Origin of the sequence: Alkalilimnicola sp. S0819 (genome assembly GCF_009295635.1) — a bacterium.
Lineage (GTDB): Bacteria > Pseudomonadota > Gammaproteobacteria > Nitrococcales > WHIW01 > S0819.
The window spans coordinates 194,521-221,461 of sequence record NZ_WHIW01000003.1; the positions used below are offsets into that span (position 1 = coordinate 194,521).

At 65.6% G+C, this 26,941-nt stretch carries 24 protein-coding genes; 5 read left to right on the forward strand and 19 right to left on the reverse strand.

All coding sequences use genetic code 11. From position 1 onward, the window contains the following. Together GBG68_RS03875 and GBG68_RS03880 are read right to left on the reverse strand one after the other, a co-directional pair. The gene (locus tag GBG68_RS03875; protein WP_152145324.1) at nucleotides 1–1,338 is read right to left on the reverse strand and encodes a restriction endonuclease subunit S; all 1,338 of its coding nucleotides are present in this window, start codon (nucleotides 1,336–1,338) and stop codon (nucleotides 1–3) included. After that, nucleotides 1,331–3,775: a type I restriction-modification system subunit M gene (locus GBG68_RS03880; RefSeq protein ID WP_152145326.1), complete on the reverse strand. Its 2,445-nt coding sequence runs from the start codon at nucleotides 3,773–3,775 to the stop codon at nucleotides 1,331–1,333. The genes GBG68_RS03875 and GBG68_RS03880 overlap by 8 nt, the downstream gene beginning before the upstream one ends. Before the next feature lie 153 nt (nucleotides 3,776–3,928). Between GBG68_RS03880 and GBG68_RS03885 the strand changes: the two genes are divergently transcribed. Further along, on the forward strand, nucleotides 3,929–5,140 hold the full coding sequence (locus GBG68_RS03885) for a TraB/GumN family protein (protein WP_152145328.1): 1,212 nt from the start codon (nucleotides 3,929–3,931) through the stop codon (nucleotides 5,138–5,140). An 8-nt stretch (nucleotides 5,141–5,148) separates the two neighbouring features. Here the strand turns inward: GBG68_RS03885 and GBG68_RS03890 are convergent, their stop codons facing one another. Beyond that, nucleotides 5,149–6,273 (reverse strand): HD-GYP domain-containing protein, encoded by a 1,125-nt coding sequence (locus tag GBG68_RS03890; protein WP_152145330.1) that lies wholly within the window; start codon nucleotides 6,271–6,273, stop codon nucleotides 5,149–5,151. Nucleotides 6,274–6,420: 147 nt separating this feature from the next. Between GBG68_RS03890 and GBG68_RS03895 the strand changes: the two genes are divergently transcribed. Together GBG68_RS03895 and GBG68_RS03900 are read left to right on the forward strand one after the other, a co-directional pair. Continuing rightward, entirely contained in the window at nucleotides 6,421–8,208 is a 1,788-nt protein-coding gene (locus GBG68_RS03895) for a bifunctional diguanylate cyclase/phosphodiesterase (RefSeq protein WP_152145332.1), read from the forward strand. A gap of 84 nt (nucleotides 8,209–8,292) precedes the next feature. After that, nucleotides 8,293–9,414, forward strand: a complete 1,122-nt coding sequence (locus GBG68_RS03900; protein ID WP_152145334.1) for an aminotransferase class V-fold PLP-dependent enzyme — start codon at nucleotides 8,293–8,295, stop codon at nucleotides 9,412–9,414. 78 nt (nucleotides 9,415–9,492) lie between these two features. Here the strand turns inward: GBG68_RS03900 and GBG68_RS03905 are convergent, their stop codons facing one another. From GBG68_RS03905 to GBG68_RS03970, 14 genes are all read right to left on the reverse strand, one after another. Next, nucleotides 9,493–10,266, reverse strand: a complete 774-nt coding sequence (locus tag GBG68_RS03905) for a TatD family hydrolase (protein ID WP_152145336.1) — start codon at nucleotides 10,264–10,266, stop codon at nucleotides 9,493–9,495. A 58-nt stretch (nucleotides 10,267–10,324) separates the two neighbouring features. Further along, the gene (locus GBG68_RS03910) at nucleotides 10,325–10,690 is read right to left on the reverse strand and encodes a PilZ domain-containing protein (protein WP_152145338.1); all 366 of its coding nucleotides are present in this window, start codon (nucleotides 10,688–10,690) and stop codon (nucleotides 10,325–10,327) included. A 4-nt stretch (nucleotides 10,691–10,694) separates the two neighbouring features. Further along, nucleotides 10,695–11,681, reverse strand: coding sequence for a DNA polymerase III subunit delta' (holB, locus tag GBG68_RS03915; protein ID WP_152145340.1), 987 nt, complete (start codon nucleotides 11,679–11,681; stop codon nucleotides 10,695–10,697). Then, the gene (tmk, locus tag GBG68_RS03920; RefSeq protein WP_152145342.1) at nucleotides 11,674–12,312 is read right to left on the reverse strand and encodes a dTMP kinase; all 639 of its coding nucleotides are present in this window, start codon (nucleotides 12,310–12,312) and stop codon (nucleotides 11,674–11,676) included. Before tmk ends, holB begins: the two co-directional genes overlap by 8 nt. Next, nucleotides 12,309–13,316, reverse strand: coding sequence for an endolytic transglycosylase MltG (gene mltG / locus GBG68_RS03925; protein ID WP_152145344.1), 1,008 nt, complete (start codon nucleotides 13,314–13,316; stop codon nucleotides 12,309–12,311). Before mltG ends, tmk begins: the two co-directional genes overlap by 4 nt. Further along, nucleotides 13,303–14,145, reverse strand: coding sequence for an aminodeoxychorismate lyase (gene pabC, locus GBG68_RS03930; protein WP_152145347.1), 843 nt, complete (start codon nucleotides 14,143–14,145; stop codon nucleotides 13,303–13,305). Before pabC ends, mltG begins: the two co-directional genes overlap by 14 nt. A gap of 13 nt (nucleotides 14,146–14,158) precedes the next feature. Next, entirely contained in the window at nucleotides 14,159–15,400 is a 1,242-nt protein-coding gene (fabF, locus tag GBG68_RS03935) for a beta-ketoacyl-ACP synthase II (RefSeq protein WP_152145349.1), read from the reverse strand. A 108-nt stretch (nucleotides 15,401–15,508) separates the two neighbouring features. Further along, entirely contained in the window at nucleotides 15,509–15,745 is a 237-nt protein-coding gene (gene acpP, locus GBG68_RS03940) for an acyl carrier protein (RefSeq protein WP_152145351.1), read from the reverse strand. A gap of 93 nt (nucleotides 15,746–15,838) precedes the next feature. Continuing rightward, nucleotides 15,839–16,588 carry a 3-oxoacyl-ACP reductase FabG gene (fabG, locus tag GBG68_RS03945; RefSeq protein WP_152145353.1) on the reverse strand — a complete coding sequence of 250 codons (750 nt, stop codon included), beginning with the start codon at nucleotides 16,586–16,588 and terminating at the stop codon, nucleotides 15,839–15,841. Between the two features lie 12 nt (nucleotides 16,589–16,600). Next, nucleotides 16,601–17,536 (reverse strand): ACP S-malonyltransferase, encoded by a 936-nt coding sequence (fabD, locus tag GBG68_RS03950; protein WP_152145355.1) that lies wholly within the window; start codon nucleotides 17,534–17,536, stop codon nucleotides 16,601–16,603. A 16-nt stretch (nucleotides 17,537–17,552) separates the two neighbouring features. Next, nucleotides 17,553–18,524: a beta-ketoacyl-ACP synthase III gene (locus GBG68_RS03955; protein WP_152145357.1), complete on the reverse strand. Its 972-nt coding sequence runs from the start codon at nucleotides 18,522–18,524 to the stop codon at nucleotides 17,553–17,555. Next, on the reverse strand, nucleotides 18,521–19,549 hold the full coding sequence (gene plsX, locus GBG68_RS03960) for a phosphate acyltransferase PlsX (RefSeq protein WP_152145359.1): 1,029 nt from the start codon (nucleotides 19,547–19,549) through the stop codon (nucleotides 18,521–18,523). Before plsX ends, GBG68_RS03955 begins: the two co-directional genes overlap by 4 nt. Before the next feature lie 82 nt (nucleotides 19,550–19,631). Next, on the reverse strand, nucleotides 19,632–19,811 hold the full coding sequence (gene rpmF / locus GBG68_RS03965) for a 50S ribosomal protein L32 (protein ID WP_152145362.1): 180 nt from the start codon (nucleotides 19,809–19,811) through the stop codon (nucleotides 19,632–19,634). Nucleotides 19,812–19,842: 31 nt separating this feature from the next. After that, entirely contained in the window at nucleotides 19,843–20,313 is a 471-nt protein-coding gene (locus GBG68_RS03970; protein WP_193222208.1) for a YceD family protein, read from the reverse strand. A gap of 186 nt (nucleotides 20,314–20,499) precedes the next feature. Between GBG68_RS03970 and GBG68_RS03975 the strand changes: the two genes are divergently transcribed. Beyond that, on the forward strand, nucleotides 20,500–21,090 hold the full coding sequence (locus GBG68_RS03975) for a Maf family protein (protein WP_152145366.1): 591 nt from the start codon (nucleotides 20,500–20,502) through the stop codon (nucleotides 21,088–21,090). 89 nt (nucleotides 21,091–21,179) lie between these two features. On the opposite strand, the gene GBG68_RS03980 is transcribed toward GBG68_RS03975, so the two are convergent. Together GBG68_RS03980 and GBG68_RS03985 are read right to left on the reverse strand one after the other, a co-directional pair. Beyond that, on the reverse strand, nucleotides 21,180–22,181 hold the full coding sequence (locus GBG68_RS03980) for a S49 family peptidase (RefSeq protein ID WP_152145368.1): 1,002 nt from the start codon (nucleotides 22,179–22,181) through the stop codon (nucleotides 21,180–21,182). Continuing rightward, nucleotides 22,181–23,146, reverse strand: a complete 966-nt coding sequence (locus tag GBG68_RS03985) for an RluA family pseudouridine synthase (protein WP_226801614.1) — start codon at nucleotides 23,144–23,146, stop codon at nucleotides 22,181–22,183. Before GBG68_RS03985 ends, GBG68_RS03980 begins: the two co-directional genes overlap by 1 nt. A 372-nt stretch (nucleotides 23,147–23,518) precedes the next feature. On the opposite strand from GBG68_RS03985, the gene rne reads away from it, so the two are divergent. Beyond that, nucleotides 23,519–26,548, forward strand: coding sequence for a ribonuclease E (rne, locus tag GBG68_RS03990; RefSeq protein ID WP_226801617.1), 3,030 nt, complete (start codon nucleotides 23,519–23,521; stop codon nucleotides 26,546–26,548). The last annotated feature ends 393 nt before the right edge of the window (nucleotides 26,549–26,941 follow it).

Below are 26,941 nucleotides of genomic sequence, written 5' to 3' on the forward strand. Positions count from 1 at the left end.
CTAGCTTGCGGCCTGCTCGGCCTTGTCCAGCAGCGGCGTGACACGGACTCGGCCGGTGAGGAGGTCGTTCATCAATCCAGCCTTCAAGTTCAGGAGCCCCTGGAGTTGGCGTCTTTCTGCGCCTAAGCGAGCATTGCTCTGACCAACGACCACTAGAATTCGATTTTGCTCTTCGACATCAGGAAGGGCCAAAACCAGATTCCGGACATCTCGCAGCGTAACCTTAGGCCGGGTTACACCACCAGTAATTGCGGCGACCTGTCGCCTAACCTGCTCTGCGTTTGCCTGTTCGGCCACCCACTGCGGCTGCGCACGTTCCGCGTCCACACGGATACGAATGATGTCAGCCGTGACCACGCCCCGCGGCATCCAATTCGGGTAGACACACGCGACACATGGCGGCAGACCCATCTTCGTGAGAATTACGTCGCCGTGCCGTACCTCATGTGCTTTGAGGGCTATGGCTTTTTGCGGGGTGATATAGACGTCGCTGTTCCATTGGAAACCTGACACTTTCGCATCGCGAACGAATACGACAGGGACGCCTTCAGCCCGGTAGTCGTCAGCTACCAGATCGCTACCAAATGGACCGATCACGGAGCTGGTAGCCAATTCTTCCAGCGGCACGACCCGCCATCTCTCCGGCACAAAACCCAGCGGCGAGTCCTTGTAGAGGTGCGGGGCCTGGTCGGGCGGGGGGCGGAGTTGGCCGTTTTCATCGATACCGCGAGTGAGCAGGTCGGTGAGCAGGCCCTGCTTGATTTGCTCCAGCTTCCCGATCAGCTCCTCGGTCCGGCGGATCTGGGTGTCCAGGGTGTCCAGGATGTGGGCGATCTGGCGTTGCTCGCGGCCAGGAGGAAGAGGTACTAGATGCGTTTTAACCGCTCTACCGTTGATGTTCGCTTGCGTCGTTTGTCCCGAATAGCGAAGCCAGTGATCACGGACGTAGTCCAGATGGTGGAGCAGGTATTGTGGGTCACACTGGAAAGGTGGAAGCAGAGCGCTCAACGCCTGATTCCCCGCCATTTCTGCTGCACACTGCTTCGCCAGCCCAATTGTCCCGTACATTGACAGCAAGATCGTACCCACTGGATACAGCTTAGCCGCGGACTCCCGAAGCGCTGCAGCGGTTACCCTAAGCTCTGCATCCTCTAGCTGGTGCCCATCCGAGCGCGTTAGGTCTTCGATCTTCGCAAAAGGATAGCCTGAGTGGGGGTCGTAATAGCGAGGGTCACCAGAGCGAGGAGTGCCTCCACTAGTAACCGCACTTGCGATCGCATCAAGGCTGGTACATGTCCAGTCATCAGGAAACGTTCCGTAGACTGCACGATCAGACATACCCCAGCCCCTCCAGGAACCCCTGCAGCTCCCGCGCCGCCTTATCCCGCTCGGCCTCGATATCCGCCAGCGTCACCTTGTACTTGTCCCACCAGGTCTCGAAGGCGCCGATCACTGCCTGTCGCTGCTGTCGGCTGTAACGCTCAAGAATCGCGGCCACGTCATCATGCAGAACGGTGAGCAGCAACTCGGCGGCGGCCGCCTCGTCCAGGGCGTCCACCGCTTCGTTCAAGTGCTGCTCAAAGCTTGCCCGCTTGGCCTTGAGCTTCTTGTTGGCCTGGGTGCGCGCGCTCTTCCAGGCCTTGATGTCGGTCTCGGTGGGGGCGTCTTCCTCGGCTTCCGCTTCTTCGTCCTCGTCGCCGGCGGTCTCGGCGGCCTTGATCTTGCTGTCCAGCTCGGCCTTGAGGCCCTGTAGCCGTTCCAGTTCGTCGACGAATTCGGCCAGCAGGAAGGTGATTAGCTTGTGGTCCAGGGGGTTGGATTTGTCCTGCTTGTCGTCCAGGGCGTTGACGATGCTGGTGCGCCAGGCATCTACCACGCCCCTGGCGCCGCGAGCCTGCAGGGTGCGGAAGTCGTTCTTGGTCTGGTCCCAGAAGCCGGCGATGATGCCGCGCACGGCGAAGGGGTCGAGCATGGCCACCGGCTCCAGCGCCTGGCTGAAGCTGGCCAGCAGCTCGTCGCGCAGGTTGCTGAGGCGGCTGCCGTTGGCCTCCAGCGTATTGGCCACGTCGGCGATGCTGCGGCCGTGCTCGGCCCACCAGGCCTCGAAGGCCTGCAGGAGCGCGGCCTGCTTGGCCTGCACGCCGGCATTGCCCTCGATGGCGGGCTTTAGTGCGGCGCGGGTCTCAAGCTCGGGGCGGAAGTCCACGTAGTCCGGGTCTTCGGCGCGAGCGGCGAAGAGCTCCATGGGTTCCAGGCCCTGGGCGTCGAGCAGGGCCCGCTTGGCGCGGATCTCGGCCAGGGGTACGCCGCCTTTCAGGTGCGCGCGCACGTCCTGGGGCTCCGGGGGCGGGGCGTTGTCGGCGTAGCGGCGGATGTTGAGGTTGTAGTCGTTGTCGCGCAGCGCGTCATTGCTGACGATGGCGGAGAACCCCGGCACCTCGGCGAAGTCGTCGTAGGTGCTGACGATCTTCTCGATGTGCTCCGGGTGCAGGTAATTCTGGGCGCGGCCCTCGTGGTATTCCCGGTCGGCGTTGATGAACAGCACCCGGCCCTTGCGCTCGGCGGGCTTGGCGCCCCGGGCGCGCAGCACGAGGATGCTGGCGGGGATGCCGGTGCCGTAGAAGAGGTTGGGGGCAAGACCAATCACCGCTTCGATCAGGTCGTCGTCGATGATGCCGGCGCGGATGCGCTTTTCGTCGCCGCCGCGGAACAGCACGCCGTGGGGCATGACGGTGGCGAGCAGGCCCTGGCTGTTCAGCGAGGCGACCATGTGCTGCAGGAACATCAGGTCGGCCTTCTTCGCGCCCAGGGGCACCTGGCCGTAGCGAAAGCGCTCGGGGAAGGCGGGCTGGTAGTCCTGCTGGCTGTCCTTGTCCGAGGGGCCGTAGGCGATGGAGAACGGCGGATTGGTGAGGATGCGGTCAAAGCGCTTCAGCTCGCCGCCTTCCACGTGGGCCGGTTCGCCCAGGGTGTCTTCGTTGCGCAGATCGGCGCTGGGGATGCCGTGCAGCAGCATGTTCATCTTGGCGATGGACCACACGCTGCCGGCGGCCTCCTGGCCGTAGAGGCCCAGGTGCCGGCTGTTGCCGCCCTGCTCTTCGACGTATTCCCGGGACAGGATCAGCATGCCGCCGGAGCCGCAGCAGGGGTCGTAAACGCTGTGATTTTCCTGGGGCTTGATCAGTCGCACCATCATGCGGACCACCGAGCGGGGGGTGTAAAACTCGCCGCCCTTCTTGCCGGCGGAGTCGGCGAAGTCCCGGATCAGGTATTCGTAGGCCGCGCCCAGCAGGTCGGGGAATTCGAAGTCCTCGTTGCGCAGGCGGTGTTCGCCGAAATGCACCACCAGTTCGCGCAGTTTCCTGTCGGCCAGCTTGGCCGAACCCACCTTGCGGGTGAAGTCGATGTGCTCCAGCACGCCGGCCAGGCTGTTGTTGTGGGCTTCCAGGCCCGAGAGGGCCTTGTTCAGGTAGTCGCCGACGTTGTGGTGGGCCTCGTTGAGCAGGAAGCTCCAGCGGGACTGGGGCGGCACGTAGAAGCTGTCGCCGTACCAGTCCGGCTGGTCGGCGAGTTCCCGCGCGTCCGCCTCGCCAAGCCCCTCGGCCCGCTGCTCGGCGAGCACCTGCTCGTACTGCTGCTGGAATACGTCCGAGCAGCGTTTCAGGAACAGCATGCCGAAGATGTATTCCTTGAACTCCGAGGCGTCCATCTTGCCGCGCAGTATGTCCGCGGCACGGAACAGATGGCGTTCCAGTTGGGGCAGGGTCAGGGGCATGGGGCGTATTCCCTTGTTCTTCGGTGCGTCGGCCAACCGCCGATATTAGCAGCCGCGGCGGATCGGGGCAGCCTGTCTGCCCGACATTGGCCCACCGCAAGTCGATACCCCATAATGACCGCCCACTACCCATACAGGCAGCGACCCCACGGCATGGATTCCACCTCGGCCCAGCCCGGCACCCGTTACGACATACGCTGCGGCGACACCCGCATCACCATCCTTGGCACCGCCCACGTCTCGCAAGCCAGCGCGGATGAAGTGCGCGCCCTTATAGAATCCGGTGAGTACGACGCCGTGGCGCTGGAGCTTTGCGAAGGCCGCCGCCAGAGTCTTGAAGGCAGGGATACGCTGCAGGATCTGGATCTGTTTCAGGTGATCCGTCAGGGCAAGGCCGGTCTGGTTGCGGCGAACCTGGCCCTGAGCGCCTATCAGCAACGTATCGCCCAGCACCTGGAGGTGGAACCCGGCGCGGAGATGCGTGCCGGCCTGAAAGCCGCCGCTGAGGCGGGTCTGCCCGCTTTCGTGGTGGACAGGGATATCGGCATCACCCTCAAGCGTCTGATCCGCGGCGTGCCGTGGATCAGACGCTTTGCCCTGTTCGCGGAGCTCTTGGCCAGCCTGTTCAGCCGCGAGCAGGTAAGCCGTGAGGAGATCGAGGAGCTCAAGGAGGCGGATATCCTGCAATCGGCCTTTGCCGGTTTCGCCGAGCGCGCCCCGTCTGTCTACAAGGCATTGATCGAGGAGCGGGATCGCTACATGGCCGCCCGCATCCGCCAAAGCGGCTGCGGGGCGTTCAAGCATGTACTGCTGGTGGTGGGCGCCGGCCATGCGGCGGGCATTGCCGAGCTGCTCGGGCAGCCCGCTGATCAGGCCCCGCCCCCCGCGGCGGAACTCACCGAGCTGGACCAGGTGCCGCCGCCCTCCCCCTGGCCCCGGCGCGTCGGTATCGGTGTGATCATCGCCATACTGGCCGCCTTCGCCCTGGGTTTTAGCCGCAGCCCGGCGATGGGCATGGCACTGGTCTGGGATTGGGTGCTGATCAATGGCGTGCTGGCCGCGCTCGGCGCCCTGCTGGCGCTGGCTCATCCGGGCACGGTGGTCCTTTCCTTCCTCGCCGCCCCCTTGACCTCCCTGAATCCCACCGTGGGCGCGGGAATGGTCGCCGCCGGGGTAGAACTGGTGTTGCGCAAGCCCAAGGTTCGGGATTTCCGTAACCTGCGTGATGAGCTCACCCGCCTGCGTGGCTGGTGGCGCAATCGGGTAGCCCGCACGCTGCTGGTGTTCGTGCTGGTAAGTCTGGGCTCGGCGGTGGGCACGTACGTGGCGGGGGCGCGCATTGCCGGCAAGCTGATGGGCGGCTGAGCCGCGACTCACACGGCCCAGAGCGTCGACAGATTGATGGGGATGCTCACATCGGGTTTGATGGTGTTGCGCACCTGATAGTCCCCCACCGCGCAGTCGCGCCTGAACGGGCGCGCGTAGGGGGCGCCGCGTGGCGAGACATAGGCCGAGACCACTGGCCGGATCGCCTCCTTGCCCTTGCGGATCACCACGCCCGCCTCACCGTTGCTCAGTAATACAAAGCTGCCCGGTGGGTAGACGCCGATCTCGCGAATGAAGGCCAGGGTCAGCGCCTCTTCGCAGAACTCCCCCTTGTGCAGGAAAAAATCCTTCAGGGCCTCCCTGGATTCGCGGGCGGCGCGATAGGCGCGGGAGGACACCATGGCCGCGTAACGATCGCCCAGCGCTATCAATTTGGCATCCAGGCCCAGTGCGTTGCCGGATATCCCGAGTGGATAACCGCGGCCATCCATACGTTCGTGATGTTGCATCACCGCCGCCAACCAGCGCCGGTCCTTCACGCCCGCTGCGCGCAGCAATTGCACGGCCCGGGCCGGGTGGGCGGTTATCTGCTGGCGCTGCTCGTCACTGAGCGGGCCCTGGTGGTACTGCAATTCATCCTGCAGCTTGAGCATGGCCACGTTCTGCGTAAGCGCGGCGGCCAGCAGGCTGCGCATGTCATCGTCGGCGTAGCCCTGAGCACCGGCCATCATCCGACACAGTATGGCCACATGCACCGGGTGTATCTGGCTGTACTCGTATTCGTGGACAAGATGCACGGCGCCGATCAGCGCGTGGGGCGCCTCCTTGTACAGGGCGTCCAATTCGTCGGCGAAGCGGCCGATGCGCTCTGCAGCGCCCTCCCGCGCTTCCAGCACGTTATCCAGCAAGCCCGGCACCCGACGGATCATCCCGTCCAGTCGCTCGAAGGGGGTACTGTTGTCGGGTACCTCCCGCGCCTCGGCCGCCGGGCGGCGCCCGCCCTCCTCCGTCGAGCTGCGATAGACGCCCCGCAAAAGCAGGGATTCCAGCTGCCGCGGCGAACCGATGACAGCACCTTGCTTGAGTAGCAAACGCTCCTGGGAATCGAACACCGGCCAGGGCAGCACACCGCCAACCTGGAGGTCACCGGGTCCGAGCTGAATCATATCCATGGGGCTTCGGCCCTCTCCCCTGTCAGCCGGGTCCTCGGTGCCCGACTTCGTGCGGGGGAGTCTTGCACAGAGCGCTCGAACGGGCAAACCGCAACATGGGTGTAACACAAGGCGGTTAGCGTTGCCGCGGTGGTCAAGAGGATAAATATGAACACTGTCGAAGCACTCGAACTGATACTGGAGCAGGAACGCCTGTACGCCCTGTTCCAGCCCATTGTCGGCTGTCGCCGCCAGGCGGTCTACGGATACGAGGCGCTGATCCGCGGCCCCTCGGACAGCCTGCTGCACTCACCGCTCAAGCTGTTCGACGCCGCCGCCCGCAACGGCCGACTGGTGGAGCTGGACCTGCTTTGCCGCAAGGTCGCCATAGCGCGCTTCGGAGAACTCGCCCTGCCTGGCCGCCTGTTTCTCAACGTCACGCCACAGACCGTCATGGAGGCGGACTTCCGCAGCGGCGAAACCAGCCGCTTTCTGGCCGAGCACGGCCTGAGCGGCAACCGCGTGGTCATCGAACTCACCGAGCAATTCCCCATTCACGATTATGACGTGATGCGTGCTGCCGTGCAGCACTACCGGGCCATGGGCTTTTCCATCGCCATGGATGACCTGGGCGCGGGCTATTCGGGGCTGCGCCAATGGTCTGAGTTGCGCCCGGATTATGTGAAGATCGACCGCCACTTCGTACAGGGCGTGGACCAGGATTCCGGCAAGCGGGATTTTGTTCGTTCGATCATGGAAATGGCCCGCAGCCTGGGCTGCCAGGTGGTGGCCGAGGGCATCGAGACCCTGGAGGAGTACCGCACGCTGTGGAGCAGCGGTCTGGAGCTGGGGCAGGGTTATTACTTCGCGCGGCCCGCAGCGCAGCCGGCGCGGAAGGTGAGTACGGTCCTGCCGGCGCAGCGCCAGGAGCAGCGCGCCAAGGTGGGACCGGCCAATGTAGGCGAACTCGCCCGCCCCGTACCCCCGGTCAATGGCAGAGCCCCCGCCGAGCAGGTGGCCCACCTGTTCGAGAACGACCCGTCCCTGCGCTCGGTTCCGGTGCTCGATGGCGAGCAGCGCGCGCTAGGGCTCGCGCGCCGCGCGGACGTGCTGAACCTCTTCGCCAGCCGCTACGGGCGCGCGCTGTACAGCCGGCGGCCCATCGTCGACCTCATCCAGACCGAAGCTCTGCGGATTCCGCAGGGCCTCGCGCTGGAAGCCCTGAGCCAGCGGATCACCGATATGCAAGGGCTGGCCGGGGACGAGGATTTCATCATCATCGACCGTGATGATCGTTATCTGGGGCTCGGCACCATCATCGACCTGCTACGGGCGATCACCGAGCAACAATTGCGCAGCGCCCGCTACGCCAACCCGCTGACCGGGCTGCCGGGCAATGTGCCCATCAACACCCATATCCAGCAATTACTCGATCAGCAACGGCCCTTCATCGTCGCCTACTGCGACATGGACAACTTCAAGGCCTTCAATGACCGCTACGGCTATGCCCAGGGCGATGACCTGATTCTCGCCCTGAGCCGGCTGTTGCAGGAATCCCTGCAGCCGGGGCTGGATTTTCTGGGTCACATCGGCGGGGATGATTTCATGCTGGTGATGAAGAGCGCGGACTGGCACAACCGCCTGCGGGAAGTGCTGCGGCGTTTCGAGACCCTGGCCCCCTGGCATTACAGCGAAACCGACCGCCAGGCTCAGGGCATACGCTGCCGGGATCGCCAGGACCGGCCCTGCTTCCACCCCATTGTCAGCTTGTCGGTGGCTGTCGCCCCCGTGCCCGCCGGACGCTTTGCCAACCCCTACGACATCGCTTCGGTGATGGGAGAGCTCAAGGCCCAGGCCAAGGCACGCCCGGGCAACAGCCTATTCGTGGATCGGCGTGCCTACGAGGAACAGGATGCCGCCTACCCTCGTCCGCCCCGTCAACGTCAAGCCTGCTGAGGCTTGCCCCCGGGGCCGGGCGACAGCCCTGCTCCGCTGTGGCTATCATGAGTGTCCGGCCGCAAAGAGAACGAGCGCTCTCACATGGACATCGCCCAGGAATTCCCCCAAGACCCGCAGCTGATTTACCTCAACCACGCCGGCGTCGGCCCCTGGCCTCGCCGCACCGCCGCCGCGGTGCAACGCTTCGCGGAAGAGAATGTACGCTGGGGTGCGCGCCACTACCCGCGCTGGCTGCAGACCGAGCAGGTGTTGCGCGAACAGTTGGGCCGGCTGATCAACGTACCCGCCGAGGACGTGGCGCTTGTGAAGAACACCTCGGAGGGCTTGTCACTGGTTGCTTACGGGCTGGGCTGGCAGGCCGGGGACGAGGTCATCATCAACGGCGACGAATTCCCCTCCAACCGCATCGTCTGGGAATCCCTCGCCCGGGAATATGGCGTGCTTGTACGCGACGTGACCCTGGATCGCGAGGACCCGGAGGGTTCCTTGATTGCCGCCATGAGCGCGCGCACGCGGCTGCTGGCGGTAAGCTCCGTGCAGTACGGCACGGGGCTGCGCATGGATCTGGGGAGGCTGGGTGAGGCATGCCGCGAGGCGGGTGCCCTGTTCTGCGTGGACGCGATACAGAGCCTGGGGGCACTGCGCTTCGATGCGCAGGCCATCGGCGCGGATTTCGTCATCGCCGACGGCCATAAATGGCTGCTGGGCCCCGAAGGTCTGGGACTTTTCTACGCCCGGCCCGAGTTGCGCGACCAACTGCAACTGCGCCAGTTCGGTTGGCACATGGTGGCCGCCGCGGGCGACTACGACCGCAAGGACTGGGCTCCCGCGCCTGACGCACGCCGCTTCGAGGCCGGCAGCCCCAATATGCTCGGCGTACACGGCCTGAGCGCGAGCCTGAGCCTGCTGGAAGAGGTGGGTTACGCCGAGGTGGAGCGGCGGGTGCTCGCCAATAGCGGTTATCTGGTGGAGCGGATTCGCGCCGAATCGGCACTGGAGCTTTTGAGCGCGGCTGACCGGCGTGCCGGCATCGTCACCTTCCGCCGTCGCGAGACGGACACCGCCACCTTGTACCGCGCCCTGGTCAAGGAAGGTATCCCCTGCGCCCACCGCGCCGGCGGGGTGCGCTTCTCACCGCACTTTTACAATACCCCGCAACAGATTGATGCTGCGGTGGATTTGGTTCTCTCCCTCTCCCTGTAAGAGCGGCTCCCGGCCAGGAAAAGGCTTGGGATAACCCGCGCGCATCGGCGGCCCAGGCCGAGCCCACAGCACAGCCGCTCAGGCGCTTGCCCTGCGTTCGATCGTCGGGAACAGGCGGTAGAAGTTCTCGCTGGTAATCTCGGCCATGCGCTCCAGGGGCATTTTGTGCAACTCCGCCAGACACTGAGCGGTGTGGCGCACGAAAGCCGGGCGGTTCTCCTTGCCGCGATGGGGCACCGGGGCAAGATAGGGGCAGTCGGTTTCCACGAGCAATCGATCGCTGGGCAGACGGGCCGCGGTTTCCCGCAACGCATCGGCATTGCGGAAGGTGAGAATGCCCGAAAGCGAGATGTGAAAGCCCAGATCCAGGAAACGTCGGGCGCTGGGATAATCCTCGGTGAAGCAATGGATAATGCCGCCTACCGTGTCCGCGCCCTCCTCCTTCAATATCCGGGCGGTGTCCTCCGGGGCGCCGCGGCTGTGGATGATCAGCGGCTTTCGCACTTGCCGCGCCGCGCGCACATGGCGGCGGAAACGCTCCCGCTGCCATTCCAGGTCACCCTCGCCGTAGAAGTAGTCCAGTCCGGTTTCGCCCACGGCCACGTAATCGGGGTCGGCGGCCAGTCGCACCAGTTCGTCCATCCCCGGGTCCTGGCCCTCGCCGCAGGGGTGCACGCCGATGCTGGCGGATACCTGCGGGTATAGGGCGACGAGTCGCTTGAGTTCCGCGGCCTCTTCCACGGCTACGGAAACGGTGAGGAAATGCTCCACCCCTTCAGCGGCCGCGGCGGCCAGCACCCCTTCGGGGTCTTCGGAGAGCATGTGCAAATGGCAGTGGGAATCTACGAGCATGGGCAATAGGGTCTGTTCGCCGGCGGCGAGCCGTCGGCGTAGTCAGGGGAAATCGGCTTTACATGGTGTGGGTGGGGCGATCGGAGTCCAGCGCACCGGCCAGGTAAGTCTCGATCTTGGTGCGGGCGGGCCCGCCATCCTTGTCGGTGAACTGCAGGCCGATACCGGCGGTGCGGTTGCCCTGAGAGCCCTTGGGGGTCATCCAGACCACCTTGCCCACCACGGGGAACTTCTCGGCTTCGTCCATGAGGCTCAACAGGATGAACACCTCATCGCCCAAGGAGTAACTGTTGTTGTTGGGCACGAACAGCCCACCGTTCCTGATGTAGGGCATGTAGGCCGCGTACAGGGCGTTCTTGTCCTTGATGGTCAGCGACAGGATCCCCTGCCGCGCGCCGGGCTTGCGTGGTGCTGCGTCTGCCATGGGCTTATCCCTTGAGCCGCCGCGGGCGCATCAGCCGGTTCCAGCGCTCCAGCAATTCCTCGCGCACGAGTTGCGGGTTGAGCGGATGGTCCTGGCGTTGCCGCGCCTGCAGCAATAAATCGTGAAAACGATGTGCCTGAACCCAGTCTACCCCCTCACTCAATCGGCGCAAGCCTTGCTCGCGCTCCTTGCCTAGCGGCTCACATTCACCACCGGCGCCCAGACGAAGGATCTGGCGAAGCATCAGTTGCAGGCTGAGCAGGAAAAGCTCCAGGGGGAGTTTGTCGAACCGGGCGGCGGCGCGCACCGCACCAGCGGACTGCAGCAGATCGGCCAACAGCCCGTCCCAGGCGTCCACCAGCCCCAGGTCGCGATAATCCAGCGCCCGCAGGGGGGCTCCGCCCACCAGGGCCAGTAGCAGTTGCGGGTCCTCCACGCCCTGCCCCGCCAGCCATTTCGCGGCGACGGTCGCGGTGGGCGGGCGCAGCGCCACCTGCCGGCAGCGGCTGAGCACCGTGGCGGGCAGGCGGGAGAGCCTGTCCGCCACCAGGATCAGCACCGCGCCGGCCGGCGGCTCTTCCAGGGTTTTCAGCAAGGCATTGGCTGCGGCATGGGTCATGGCGTCGGCGGGCGTGATCACGGCGACGCGGTAACCCGCGTACTGGCTTTTCAGGTGCACGAACTCAGCCAGCTGTCTCACCTGGTCCACCGAGATGCTTTTCTTGTCGTCCGCCGGGCACAGGGCCTGGTAGTCCGGGTGTGGACGGCCATCCGCGGCGGTGAGCCGGCAGCCGCGACAGGCGCCGCAGGCTGCGCCCTGCCGTTGGGGCCGCTCGCATAGCAGCGCGTCCGCCAGCGATACCGCGAGCCCCGCCTTGCCGATGCCGGCGGGGCCGTGCAGGAGCAGGCCGTGGGCCAGACGATCGTGGGCGCGCTCGGCATACAGCCGTGCTCGGGCGTCGTCCAGCCAAGGGTGGTCGGCATCACTCATCCAGGGCACGCTCCAGAAAATCGCCCAGCTCCACGCCCAATTGAGCCAGAACCTGCTCCTGGGGCCGGGAGGCGTCGATCAGGCGAATGCGCTGGGGGTAATCCCGGGCCAGCGTCAGGTAAACTTCCCGGGCGCGTTCGAAGAAGTCCAGCCGCTCCTGCTCGAAGCGATCCAGCGCGCCGCGCTTGGCGGCACGGGCCAGCCCCTGCTCTACCGGCACGTCCAAGAGCAGGGTCAGATCCGGGCGCAATTCGCCCTGCAGCCACTGCTCCAACGCCGCCACCCGTTCACGGCCCAGGCCGCGGCCGCCACCCTGATAGGCGAGACTCGCCTCGGTGAAGCGATCGCACAACACCCAGCGACCCTGTGCCAGCGCGGGCCGTATGCATTTATCCAGGTGCTCTGCTCGGGCGGCGAACATCAGCAACGCCTCGGCTTCGGCGGCCATGCCGGTGTAGGTTTCAGCCAGCAGCAGTTCACGCACTGCCTCGCCCAGGGGGGTGCCGCCGGGCTCTCGGGTCTCCAGCGGCGCTATACCGTGCGCGGCCAGTTGTTGGCGCACGAAGCCCAGGCAGCTGGTCTTGCCCGCCCCCTCCAGTCCTTCCAGGGTGATGAAGCGTCCGCGTCTCATTCACAGCCCCGCTTGCGCTGGTAGCAGTTCACGGCCTGGTTGTGCTCCTGCAGCGTGGCGGAGAATACATGGCTGCCATCGTTTCGGGAGACGAAATACAGCTCGTCGCCCTCGGCCGGATGCAGCGCGGCGTGGATGGCCGCGGCGCTGGGCATGGCGATGGGGGTGGGCGTGAGGCCGCCCCGGGTATAGGTGTTGTAGGGCGTATCTCTGCGCAGATCGCGAAATCGGATATCGCCCCGATATCGATCGCCCATACCGTAGATCACCGTGGGGTCGGTCTGCAGGCGCATCCCCTTCAGCAGCCGGCGCACGAACACCCCGGCTATGCGCGGGCGCTCGGCGGGCACGGCGGTCTCGCGCTCGATGATGGAGGCGAGAATCAGGGCCTCGTAAGGGCTGTCCAGTGGCAGCCCGTCGCTGCGCGCCTCCCACTCCCGGCTCAGGGTCTGTGCCATGGCCTGGTAGGCGCGCCGATACAGCTCCAGGTCAGTGAAACCCCGAGGGAAGTGGTAGGTCTCGGGAAGAAACCGCCCTTCGGGATGTTCGCCGGGGTGCCCGAGTCGGGCCATCAACTCCGGCCCGCTCAAGGCGTGGGTCCGGTGATCCAGCGCCGGATGCGCGGCAAGAGCTTCACGCAACTGCTTGAAAGTCCAACCCTCGACAATGGTGAAGCCGTGCAGGAGCACCTCGCCCCGGACCATGCGATCCACCAGTTCCAGCGCGCTCATGCCCGCCTCCACCCGGTACTCGCCGGCCTGGATGCGGGCGGATTTCCCGCTCAGGCGCGCGTAGACCCGCAGCAGCCAAGGTCTGTCCACCCAACCCCGCTGTCCCAGATCCCGCGCCAGGTGAGCGAAGGGCGTGCCACGAGGCACCTCCAGAGTCTGCGCTTCGCTCACCAGGGGGGTTTGGGCAAGCTCCCGGTAGGCTAGAAACAGCACCCCCGCGCCCAGCAGCGCGAGCATCAGGGCCGCCAGTAGTAGACGCTTAAGCGCCACCATCACGCATCTCCTCGATGAATCCGCAGTCTTCGGCCAGCGCCCGTTGCAGGGCACGCAACTGCTCGCTGGCATCAAAAGCCCGGTTCTGGAATTGTCGCACGGGCCACAACCCGATCAGGCTGTTGCTCAGCCACAGTTCGTCCGCGCCGCACAGATCCTCTATCGTGACCCAGGCCTGCTCGGTCCTCAGGCCCAGCACCGCACACTGCTCCAGCACTCGCTGGCGCATCACGCCACGAACACCGCAAAAAGAAAGATCCGGCGTCTTCACCGTATCACCGAAACGGACGAAGACATTCGTGAAAGTGCCTTCCACCACCTTGCCGTCGGTATCGCGCATCAGCCCTTCGACGATCTCGGGCCCACCCCATTCAGCGCGGGCGAGCACCTGCTCCAGGCGATTGAGATGTTTGAGGCCGGCCAATGCCGGCTGGCGTGCCAGGCGCGTCTCGCACAGGCGCAGCCGCACGCCGCCCCTCCAATGGCTGGCAGGATACTCGGGCAGAGGATGCAGGGCGATAAGCCGGCGCGCCCGCGCCGGGCTGGGCGGCGCATAACCGCGCCCGCCGCTGCCACGGGTGTAGATCAGTTTGAGCACGCCATCGGGCTGGCGCGCCAGGCAAAGGTCCCGCTCCCGCGAGAGCTGTGCGGGTTCGGGCGGCGGGAGGCGCAGGCGCGCACAGCCCTCGATGAGGCGCTGCAGATGTCGCTCCCACAACAGCGCCCGCCCGTTACGGCAGGCTATCGTCTCGAACAGGCCATCACCGTACTGCAGGCCACGGTCATTGGCCGGCACATCCTCCCGCCAGTGACCGTCGATCAGCATCATGCCCGCGCCCGCGTCACTCCGGCTTGCGGAAGACCAGACTGCCGTTGGTGCCGCCGAAGCCGAAGGAATTGGACAGCGCCACGTCGATGCGCATTTCACGCGCCGTGTTGGGCACGTAGTCCAGATCACACTCCGGATCCGGGGTGGTGTAATTGATGGTGGGCGGAGCGACCTGATCGCGCAGCGCGAGCACGGTGAACAGGGCCTCGATGCCGCCGGCCGCGCCCAGCAGGTGCCCGGTCATGGATTTGGTGGAGCTCACCGCCACCTGATAGGCGCCCTCGCCCATCAGCGCCTTCACCGCCTGGGTCTCGGCCCGATCACCAGCCGGGGTGGAGGTGCCGTGGGCATTGATATAGTCCACGTCCTCGACGTTGATGCCGGCATCGCGCAGGGCATTGGCCATGCAGCGCTTGGCACCCTCGCCGCCCTCGGAGGGCTGGGTCATGTGGTAGGCGTCGCCGCTCATGCCGAAACCGGCCAGCTCGGCGTAGATCGTCGCACCTCGGGCCTTGGCATGTTCGTACTCTTCGAGCACCAGCACGCCGGCGCCGTCACCCAGCACGAAGCCGTCCCGGTCCTTGTCCCAGGGGCGGCTGGCAGCCGCGGGGTCATCGTTGCGGGTGGACAGCGCGCGGGCGGCGGCAAAGCCGCCCAAGCCCATGGGGGTGCTGGCGTATTCGGCGCCGCCGGCGATCATCACGTCGGCGTCGCCATAGCTGATCATGCGCGCCGCCTCGCCCAGGTTGTGCGTGGCGGTGGTGCAGGCGGTGACGATGGCGATATTCGGCCCCTTCAGTCCGTACATGATCGACAGATTGCCGGAGATCATGTTGATGATGCTGGAGGGGATGAAGAAGGGGGAGATCTTGCGTGGGCCACCCTTGAGCAGGCCGCTGTGGCCGTTCTCGATGGTGTGGATGCCGCCGATGCCGGAGCCGATGGCCACACCGATCCGCTCGGCGTTGGCCTCGGTCACTTCCAGGCCGGAATCCCGAAAGGCCTGGATGCCGGCGGCCATGCCGTAATGGATGAAGGGATCCATCTTGCGGGCTTCCTTGGGCGAGAGGTATTCCGAGACGTCGAAATCCTTCACGCAGCCGCCGAACCGAACGGCGTAGCCTTCGGTATCGAAGCTGGTAATCGGCGCTATGCCGCTGTTACCGGCCAGGATATTGCGCCAGGCATCCGCCACCGTATTACCCACCGGCGAGACGATACCCAAACCGGTGATCACCACACGCCTCTTAGCCAAGGCCCACCCCTACACTTGCGCTCCGCCACTCCTGACGGGTTGAAACAAAACAGGGCCGGCACTTGCCGACCCTGTACGACTTCGTGAGGCCGAAGCCGAGAACCGGACTTAGCCCAGGTTCTTGTTGATGTAATCCACAGCCTGCTGCACCGTGGTGATCTTCTCGGCTTCCTCATCGGGAATTTCGCACTCGAATTCCTCTTCCAGAGCCATTACCAGCTCGACGGTGTCCAGGGAATCGGCGCCAAGATCGTCGACGAAGGAAGCTTCAGCGGTAACTTCTTCTTCTTTGACTCCCAGCTGCTCGACCACGATCTTCTTAACGCGCTCTTCGATGCTGCTCATTCTAAAATTCCTCTTGAGGTTTCCCGGTGCAACCGCAGTGCGGGCGTATTGTATGTGAACCGTTATCAGTATTCCAGCCGACAAAAAGTCGACTTAATTCATATACATGCCGCCATTGACATGTATGGTCTCGCCGGTGATGTAAGCCGCGCCCGGCGACGCCAGGAAGCTTACGGCGGCGGCGATTTCCTCGGGCTGGCCCAGGCGGCCCAGCGCGATCCGCTCCAGCACACCGGCACGCTGTTCTTCGTTCAGCGCATCGGTCATGTCGGTCTGGATAAAGCCCGGCGCCACGGCGTTCACGGTGATCCCGCGACTGCCCAGCTCCAGGGCCAGGGACTTGGTAAGACCGAACACGCCGGCCTTGGCGGCGGCGTAATTGGCCTGACCGGCGTTGCCCGAGGCGCCGACCACGGAGGCGATGTTGATGACCCGCCCATGGCGCGCTTTCATCATGCCCCGCAGACAGGCCTTGCTCAGGCGGAACACGGCGGTGAGATTGGTCTCGATCACCGCATCCCATTCCGCGTCCTTCATGCGCATGGCCAGATTGTCCCGGGTAATGCCGGCGTTGTTCACCAGGATGGTGGGCGCGCCGAAACGCTCGCCCACGGTCTTGACGAAATCATCGGCGGCGGCCCGGTCGGTGACATTCAGCATCATCCCGGCACCGGTGATACCCGCTGTGTCCAGGGCCTGCTGAATGGCCTCGGCACCCTTGTCGGAGGTGGCCGTACCGATGACCGTGGCCCCCTGGGCGCCCAGGGCCTGGGCGATGGCCCGCCCCAGGCCGCGGCTCGCGCCGGTGACCAGGGCAATTTGGTCCTTAAGCGGCTTGTCCATGTTGCTCTTCCTTCAGCTCAACGCCTTGTCCAGGCTTGCCGGGTCAAAGACCGGCAGGGGTTTGATCTCGCGCAAGATGCGCCGGTTAAGCCCCGCCAGCACCTTGCCGGGGCCGCATTCCACCACCGTCTCCACACCCTGGTCGGCGAGATACCGTACGGTCTCCACCCAGCGCACAGGGCTGTGCAGCTGGCGCACCAGGCGCTCGCGGATGGCGTCCGGGGAACCCGCCGGGCTCACATCGGTGTTATGAATCACGGGAATACGCGGGCTGCGGATCTCAAGCGCCGCGAGCCGTTCCGCCAGGCGTTGTGCCGCGGGCTCCATCAGCGCGCAATGGGAGGGCACGCTCACCGGCAGCGCCATGGCGCGTTTTGCGCCCAGACCGTTGGCAGCCTCGATGGCCCGTTCCACAGCGGCGGCGGCACCGGCGATGACCACCTGGCCGGGGGCGTTGAGATTGACGGCTTCCACCACCTCTCCCTGGGCGGCCTGCTCGCAGGCAGCACGGACCTGTTCGTCGTCCAGCCCGAGAATGGCGGCCATGGCACCCTGCCCCTGGGGCACGGCTTCCTGCATGAATCGGCCCCGGTCGGCCACCAGGCGCACGGCGTCGGCGAAGCCCAGGGCATCGGCGCAAACCAGGGCGCTGTATTCACCCAGGCTGTGCCCGGCCAGGAAAGCCGGCTCGGCGCCGCCGCGGGCCTGCCACAGACGCCAGACCGAAACACCCGCCGCCAGCATGGCCGGCTGGGTGCGATCAGTGCTGTTCAAGTCCGCTTCCGGGCCGTTCTGCACCAGCTCCCACAGATCGTAGCCCAGCGCCTCGGAGGCTTCCGCGAAGGTCTGTTGCACCTGCGGGTACTGCGCGGCCAGATCCGCGAGCATGCCCAGGGACTGGGAGCCCTGACCGGGGAAAACCACTGCGAGTTTCGTGTCTTGGGTCATTGTCCTTGATCTTTTATCAGTAGCGGATCAGTGCCGAGCCCCAGGTGAATCCACCGCCGAAGGCTTCCAGCAACAGCAGCTCGCCGCGCTGAATGCGTCCGTCGCGCACAGCCGCATCCAGTGCCAGGGGAATGGATGCCGCGGACGTATTGCCATGCTCGCCCACGGTGACCACGACCCGCTCCATGGGCATATCGAGTTTCTTCGCCGTCGCGGCGATGATACGGACGTTGGCCTGATGGGGAACCAACCAGTTCACATCGCTTTTCTTCAGGCCATTGGCGTCCAGTGTTTCATCGACGATACGCCCGAGGGTGCGCACCGCCACCTTGAACACCTCGTTGCCCCGCATCTCGATGGTGCCGGCACGTTCGTTCAATTCCTCGAAACCCTGAGAGATACCCCAGGGCACGCCCAGCAGGTCTTCGTACTGGCCGTCGGCATGCAGATGGGTGGAGAGGATGCCCGGTTGCTCACCGGATTCCAGGACCACGGCACCCGCGCCATCGCCGAAGAGCACGCAGGTGCTCCGGTCGCTCCAGTCCAGCAGTCGGGTGATGGTCTCCGCGCCGATGACCAGCGCACGCTTGCCACCGCCGGTTTCCAGATAGCGCCGCGCCACATCCAGGGCGTAGACGAAGCCGGAGCAGGCGGCCGAGACATCGAAGGCGGGGCTGCCGCCGGGTACGCCCAGGCGGTGCTGTACCAGGCAGGCGGTGCTGGGAAAAACCCGGTCCGGGGTGCAGGTACCGAGCACGATCAGGTCGATATCGGCGGCCGTGACACCGGCGGCGTCCAGCGCGCGCTGAGCGGCGATGGTGGCCAGGTCCGAGCAGCTCTGCCCCTCGGCGGCCACGTGGCGCTGGCGTATGCCGGTGCGCTCCTGGATCCACTGATCGCTGGTCTCGACGATCTGCTCCAGGTCCTGGTTGGTGAGAATCTTCTCCGGCAGGTAGCTGCCGGTGCCGATGATGCGAGCGTAGGTCACGAGGGCCGCCTTTCCGAGAGCAGCGCATCCAGGCGTTGGTCGATACGGGAAGGAACGGCCTTGTCCACTTCCACAATGGCGGCGTCGATGGCTCGGCCGAAGGCGAAGGCATCGGCCCCGCCGTGGCTCTTGAGCACGATGCCCCGCAGCCCCAGAAGGCTGGCGCCATTGTACTGGCGATGATCGATGCGCTTGGCCAGGGCCTTGAGCACCGGCGCCGCGGCCAGCGCCGCGGCCTTGGTGAGCAGATTGCGGGTGAAGGCATCCTTGAGATACTGCTTGATCAGCGAAGCAACGCCTTCCATGGTCTTCAGCGAGACGTTCCCGACGAAGCCGTCACAGACCACCACGTCCGCCGCGCCCTTGAAGATCTGGTCGGCCTCCACGTAGCCCAGGTAGTTCAGATCGCTGCCCGAGAGCATCTGCGCGGCCTGCTTGACCTGATCATTGCCTTTGATCTCTTCCTCACCGATGTTCAGCAGCCCGATGCGCGGCCGATCGATGCCATCCACCGCTTCGGCCAGTACCGAACCCATCACCCCGAACTGGAAGAGATGCTCCGCGGAGCAGTCCACGTTGGCGCCCAGGTCCAGCACCCGTGTGTAGCCGCCCTGACAGGGGATGGCGGTGATAATGGCCGGACGATCGATGCCGGGCAGGGTTTTCAGCACGAAGCGCGCCGTGGCCATGAGCGCACCGGTGTTGCCGGCGCTCACCACCGCGTCGGCCTGCCCTTCCTTGACCAGGTTAAGGCTGACCCGCATGGAAGAGTCTTTTTTCATGCGCAATGCCTGGGAGGGGGGGTCACCCATCTCCACCGTCTGGGAGGCATGATGGATGCTCAGGCGTTGCTCGTCGGCTGCCGGATGGCGGGCCAACTCTTCCCGCAGGGCTTCTTCCTGACCTACCAGGATCAACCGTGCCCGGGGATGCCGCCTCAACACATCAAGGGCGGCGGGGACGACGACGGCGGGGCCGTGATCCCCACCCATCGCGTCCAGTGCAATCGTCACGCTGCGTGACATAGGCGGCATCGCTCGCGTCTGTCTGCTAACAAAACAAACGGGCGCCACACCCGAGGGAGGGCGCCCGTTCTGTGCGTCGGCATCATTCGCCCTTGGCGGGGCGTACCTGGCGACCGCGATAGAAACCGTCGGCGCTGATGTGATGACGGCGATGGGTCTCACCGGTGGTGGGCTCCACCGACAGGGTGGGCCCGGTCAGGGCGTCGTGGGAACGGCGCATGCCGCGCTTGGACGGGGTCTTACGGTTTTGCTGAACGGCCATCGCGCAGCCTCCTTAAAGATATGAAAAGAAATCAGTCCTGCGAATCATCGCGTTTCAGTTGGGCGAGCACCGAAAACGGGTTGGGGCGCTCGTCCGCGTGTTCTTCCTGCTCGGCCTCGGGGGGACGCACTTCCGTGAGCGCCTGCCCGGTGCACTCATCCTCCCCCATGTGGCGGGGAATCACCGGTATGGCGAGTATCAACTCGTCCTGCAGCACCTGTGCCGGGTCCAGCCGCCCGCGATCGATGAGCAGCGGCTCCACCTCTTCGGGCAAGCGCTCGGCTTCCTGCTCGCTGCCCACGGCCACCAACTCGAACGCCTGCGCCACCGAGTGGCGGTAGGGCCTCAGACAGCGCTGACATACCAGCGACAACTCGGCCTGCACCCGACCCTGCAGCACGTAGCGGCGCTGATAGCGCTGCACCTGCAGCTCCAACAGCGCCTCGCCCTCGTCCACCGCCAACAAGGAGCGCAGGCGCTCAAGCTTTGCGAGCGGCAACACCCCACTAACACCCTGCCCGGTACGGGCCAGGCGCTCGATTTCAAGCCAGTGCGGTAATCGTGGCTGCGACATAAGGCGCGAATATTAGCGGCCGGCATCAGGCCTGTCAAAGCGGCGCGACGCTTGACGACACGGGGCGCGCCGCCTGTAATGCCCGCCACCGAAATACTGCCCGGAACCCCGCCCATGACCACCCCCTCCCGACAACTGATCCTCGGCTCCAGCTCCCCCCACCGGCGCGCCCTGCTCGAGCGCCTGTCGCTAGCCTTTCAAAGCGACAGCCCTGCGGTGGACGAAACGCCTTTGCCGGATGAAACCCCGGCCGACTACGTCAGCCGCCTGTCGCTGGCCAAGGCGCGCGCCGTGGCGACCCGGCATGGAGATGCGCTGATCATCGGTTCCGACCAGGCCGCAATTCTGGAAGGCCGAATCCTGGGCAAGCCCGGTAGCGCGGAGCGCGCGGTAGAACAGCTGCTGGCCGCTTCCGGGAAGACCGTGAAATTCCTTACCGGCCTGTGTTTGCTGGACAGCCGTAGCGGGGAGTACCAGCTCGACCTGGTGCCCTACTCGGTGGATTTTCGCGAACTGGACAAGAGTACCGTGGAGCGTTACGTGGCCCGTGAATCCCCGCTGGATTGCGCCGGCAGCTTCAAATCCGAAGGCTTGGGCATCACCCTGTTCCGCGCCCTGCGCGGCGAGGACCCCAGCGCCCTGATCGGCCTGCCCCTGATACGACTGGTGGATATGCTCAAGGGGGCAGGCGTGCGACTCCCCTGATGCGGCTTTCCTTGCGAGAAAGACCGCGGGGGCGGCCCTGGCCGCAAACCCCCTCGGCGATCTCCGCCCATTCCGCGGCCAGCGTCTCTCTAACGTAGCCCGCTCTGGCTCTGCAGCAGCCCGCCTAGCGCATTACCCATGCTCACGCCCATGCGTTCGCTGAGGCGGGTCATCCAGTCTTGCGCGGGCGTATAGTTCACCAGCCTTTCCGCCCGCAGCACGTCCCGGGCTATGTCGTGTACATTGCCAAGCTCATCGGCCAGCCCCAGCTCTATGCTGCGCTCGCCGGTCCATACCAGGCCGCTGAAGAGCTCCGCATCGTCCGCGAGCCGATCACCCCGCCCCTCGCGAACCAAGGCGATGAATTGCTGATGCACCGTGTCCAGCATCTGCTCCAGGTGCGCTACGTGCTCGGGATTCTCGTCGGAGAACGGGTCCAGGAAGGCCTTGTTCTCGCCCGCCGTGTAAAGGCGTCGCTCCACACCCAGCTTGTTCAGGGTGTCGCTGAAGCCGAAGCCGTTCATCAGCACACCGATGGAGCCCACCATGCTGGCCCGGTCCACATAGATGCGCTCGGCGGCGACGGCCACGTAATAGCCCCCGGAGGCGCAGATATCCTCGACCGCCGCATACACCGGCAGGTCCGGCCGTTCGGCTCGCAAGCGTAGAATCTCCGCATTGATCTGCCCGGCCTGCACCGGGCTGCCGCCGGGGCTGTTGATGCGCAGCACCACGCCGACCACGCCTTTGGCCTGGTAGGCCTTGCGCAAGCCGCGGATCACCCGCTCGGCGCTGGCGGGGGAATCGGACATGATCGCGCCCCTGACGTCGATCACGGCGGTGTGTGGCCCCGGGGGCGCGCCTTCGCGGGCATCCATGCAGCTGCGCAGCGTGAATGCGAGAAAGATCAGGTAAGCCACCATGAAGAGCTTGAAGAAGACGCCCCAACGGCGTGCGCGACGACGCTCCCGTACACCCTCCAGGGCGATCTCGCGCAGGGTCCCCTGCTCCCAGTCGCCTCCCTGCGGGTGCCGGGCCGGCTCCCGCCAGGCGTCCTGCCCGCCGTCGTCTCGTCCGTGTCGCTCGCTCATCAGGCACCTTCCTTTTCCGCGGCATCGAGTACCGCTCGCAAATCCGCACTCAGGGGCGCGTCGACCAATAACTCCCTCCCCTCCGCCAGGCGCAGGTGCAGGCTGTGGGCATGGAGGAAGATTCGCTTCAGGCCCAACCGGCGAACGTCTCGGTTCGCGTCCCGGTCGCCATAGCGGTCATCGCCCAGCACCGGGTGGCCTGCATGGGCGGCATGCACGCGTATCTGATGTGTTCGCCCGGTGGCGATCTCGGCCTCCACCAGGGTGGCGAAACCGAGCCGCCGCACGGTACGGAATACCGTGCGTGCCGCCTTGCCTGCCGCGCTTACGGTGACCGTGCGCTCACCACCACGCCGCTCGCGTTTATCCAGGGGCGCCTCCACTGGCAGCGCGCCCCGGGGCAACCTGCCCTTCAAAAGGGTGAGATATTTCTTCTCGGCCCGGCCTTCGCGCAGGGCCTCATGAACTTCCCGTAAGGCACTGCGTTTCTTGGCAAGAACCAGACAGCCACTGGTGTCCCGATCCAGGCGATGGGCCAGTTCCAGAAAGGGTAGCTCGGGGCGCAGCTCGCGCAGCGCCTCGATAAGCCCCCAGGCCTGGCCGCTGCCCCCGTGAACGGGTATGCCAGGCGGCTTGTCGAGCACCAGCAGGCGCTCGTCTTCGTGCAGCACACCGCTCAGCAGACGCTCGCGCAGCCCGGCGGGCACTCGCGGGGCCGAAGGGTTCGGAGCCTCCAGGCGCACCGGGGGGATCCGGACTTCATCCGCCGCGCGCAGTTTATAGGTGGGGCCGATGCGCCCGCCGTTCACTCGAACTTCGCCCTTGCGCAGCAGCTTGTAGACCCTTGAGCGCGGCAGCCCCTTGAGCTCGCGCAGGAGGAAATTATCTATGCGCTGGCCGGCGCCCTCGGCGTTCACGCGGACCCGCCGCACCCCGCCCCGACTGTGGTTGGCTGTAGTGTTCACCGTCGCGATCATAGCCTGTTTGTGCGGCCGCGGCGAAGCCTGATATAGTGCCGCTGCGTGCAGGATTGGGCGGTTTTCCGCCGCCGCACGACGATTTTTGAGCTGGTCGCACAAGCGGGTGGCTGAAGATGGGTACCGAAAGAACCAGGCCGCGCTCATTGAGGGTGCGGCCTCGCCGTTGAAACCGAACGAAAGCGCGCCCCCGAGACGACCTGTTCATGGTAACGCAACTGACTTTACTGCAATGGCTGGCCTGGCTGCTCCCGGACTCCGTACCGGGCGCCGGCCGCGTATTGCCGTGGCCCCGCCACGACAAGCAGTCGCGTCCCGTGCCGGCACGTCCCGTGGTTGAGCGCCGGAGACTCACACGACATGAAACGCATGCTGATCAATGCGACCCAGCCGGAAGAGCTGCGCGTCGCCCTGGTGGACGGCCAGTCCCTCTACGATCTTGATATCGAGACTCCCTCCCGGGAGCAGAAGAAAGCCAACATCTACAAGGGCAAGATCACCCGCGTAGAACCCAGCCTGGAGGCGGCCTTCGTCCAATACGGATCGGAGCGCCACGGCTTCCTGCCCTTCAAGGAAATCGCCCGCACCTACTTCCAGAGCAACCCGGATGCCGACCCTGCCAAGGTCAGCATCAAGGATGTCATCAAGGAAGGTCAGGAAATCGTAGTCCAGGTGGACAAGGAAGAGCGCGGCAACAAGGGCGCGGCGCTGACCACCTTCATCAGTCTTGCCGGCCGGTATCTGGTGCTCATGCCCAACAACCCGCGGGCCGGCGGCGTGTCCCGCCGCATTGAAGGCGACGACCGCAACGAAATCCGCGAAGCCCTGCGTCAGCTGGAAGTGCCCGAAGGGATGGGCCTGATCGTGCGCACCGCCGGCGTTGGCCGTTCGGTGGAAGAATTGCAGTGGGACCTGGATTACCTGCTGCAGCTTTGGAGCGCCATTCAAAAGGCCGCCGAGGAGCGCCCCGCGCCCTTCCTGATCTACCAGGAAAGCAACGTTATCATCCGCGCGCTGCGTGATTATCTGCGCGCCGACATCGGCGAGATCCTGATCGATGAGCCCCAGGTTTTCCAGCAGGCGCAGGACTTCGTTCAGCAGGTCATGCCCTACAACCTGAACAAGCTCAAGCACTACGACGATCCGGTGCCCCTGTTCACCCGGTATCAGATCGAGAGCCAGATCGAAACCGCCTTCCGTCGCGAAGTGCGTCTGCCCTCCGGAGGTGCGATCGTCATCGACCACACCGAGGCGCTGGTCTCCATCGATATCAACTCGGCCCGCGCCACCAAGGGCGCGGACATCGAGGAAACCGCCCTGAACACCAACCTGGAGGCCGCCGACGAGGTGGCGCGCCAACTCCGGCTACGCGACCTGGGCGGCCTGGTGGTGATCGACTTCATCGACATGGGTCCGAACCGCAATCAGCGCGAGGTGGAGAACCGCCTGCGGGATGCGGTGAAGGCTGACCGGGCGCGGGTCCAGATCGGTCGCATATCCCGCTTCGGCCTGCTGGAGATGTCCCGCCAGCGCCTGCGCAGTTCTTTGGGCGAATCCCATCAGGAAGTCTGCAGCCGTTGCAGCGGTCAGGGCACCGTGCGCAGCGTCGAGTCCCTGGCCCTGTCGGTGCTGCGCATCGTCGAAGAAGAAGCCATGAAGGACAAGACCGGCAAAGTGCTCGCGCAACTGCCGGTGGATGTGGCGACCTTCTTGCTCAACGAGAAGCGCGCCGCGATTGCGGGCGTGGAAGAGCGCTACGGCGTCGATGTCATTCTCATCCCGAACAAGTTCATGGAAACGCCGCACTACGAGGTGCAGCGGATACGCGCCGACGACAACAGCACCGACGAGCGCAGCAGCTACAAGCTCGCCGAAAGCAAGGAAGAGCAGCCGCAGGTGGTTCGCACCGTGGCCCAGGAGCGTCCGCCGGTGGAACAGCCCGCGGTGAAGCGCGTAGCACCACCGGCCGCACCGGTGACGCCCCAGCCCGAGCAGAAGTCGGCAGAACCCGCTCCCGCCGCTGAAGCGCCCAAGCCCGTCGCCGGCGTTTTGGGCTGGCTGCGGAACATCTTCGTCGGTGACGCCGGTGAACAGAGCGCCCGCGAGCCCGAGAAACCCCGTCAGGAGCGCAGCAGCCCGCAGCGTAAGCGCGAAGAGCGCGAGAAACAGGGCGAACGTGGTACCCAGGCGCCCCGTGGCCGCAGCCGCCGCGGCGGCAATGGCGGCGGCCAGGACAATGGCGAGGCGCCGCGCTCGCGAGGTCGCAATCGTCAGGAGAGCGCCGAGGAGAAGCCCCGTGCCGCCGCCCCCAACGGCAACGCGGCCCGCAGCGACGAGGACAACGAGGCCGGGCGCGGCGAGAACGGTAATCGCAGCCGCCGAGGCCGCCGAGGTGGTCGCCGGCGTCGGCGCGGCAGTCAGGGCGAAGCGGGTACCGACGAGCAGCAACTGCGCCAGGGTGAAGACCAGAAGCCCAAGCGCGAGGAACAGACCGGCGAAACCACGGCCGAGAAGCCCCGGGAAGACAAGCGCTCGGCTCGAGATGAGCAGAGCCGGGATGGGAGCGCCCCGCGTCGGCGTGGCACCGGCAGGCCGCGCAAGCCCAAGGCCGAAGCCGGCCTGGATGGCGCCAAAACCGATAGTGCCAGCTCCTCGGCGGAACAGCAGAACGTAAAGCCCGGCGCGAAGAAGCCCGAGCCGAAGGCTGAGAAGCCCGAGCCGAAGGCTGAGAAGCCCGAGCCGAAGGCTGAGAAGCCCGAGCCGAAGGCTGAGAAGCCTGAGCCGAAGGCCGAGAAGCCCGAGCCGAAGGCTGAGAAGCCTGAGCCGAAGGCCGAGAAGCCTGAACCGAAGGCTGAGAAGCCTGAACCGAAGGCCGAGAAGCCCGAGCCGAAGGCTGAGAAGCCTGAACCGAAGGCCGAGAAGCCTGAGCCGAAGGCCGAGAAGCCTGAGCCGAAGGCCGAGAAGCCCGAACCGAAGGCTGAGAAGCCTGAGCCGAAGGCTGAGAAGCCCGAGCCGAAGGCCGAGAAGCCTGAGCCGAAGGCTGAGAAGCCTGAGCCGAAGGCCGAGAAGCCCGCAAGTGCGCTGCGGCAGGTCGAGACGACGACGCCGCAGCCAGAGCGCAAGGCGCCTGTACCGAACGCCGCGCCGAAACCGCGCGCCGAAGCTGCGCCGGCAGCCGCACCGCAGGCTGAGAAGCCAGCCCCGCGGGCACCGCTGAAACAGGTAGAAACCCAGGCACCGGCCCCCGCACCTCAGCCTGAGAGCGCACCGGCCAGGCAGGCGACACCACCGGCGGCCACCAGCGAGCCGCCCCGGCAGCCCCGCAAGCCCGCCGGTCCGCTGAAGCAGGTGGAAACCAGGCCCGCGGAGGATAAGCAGTCCGACCGGTGACCCGGCATCTGTAAGCATGGAAAAACGCCCCTCTCAGGGGCGTTTTTTTTGCTGTGCGCCAGGCACGGAGAGCAACGATCGACGCCAACCACCTTGAGCCACCGGAGAGCCCGCTCGCTGAAAGAGGACTACCGCTGTGACCGAAATGACATGACCACGACATGCGGTTGAGAGACGCGCATGAAGGAATAATCTGATAACAGGCGACTGAAACGCCGAAAGGACCGTTGGCTTTAGCCAGCTGAGGCTGGCGTAGCCCTTCGGCTACCCCCCGCGGGACAAGCTGAGGGAAACTACTACCGAGGAAGCGCCAACCAAGCGGACTTCGCCGCCTGCCTTGACCCAACGAGCCTCCGCAACACGGGAGGCGGCACACATTTCGTGAAACTCCCG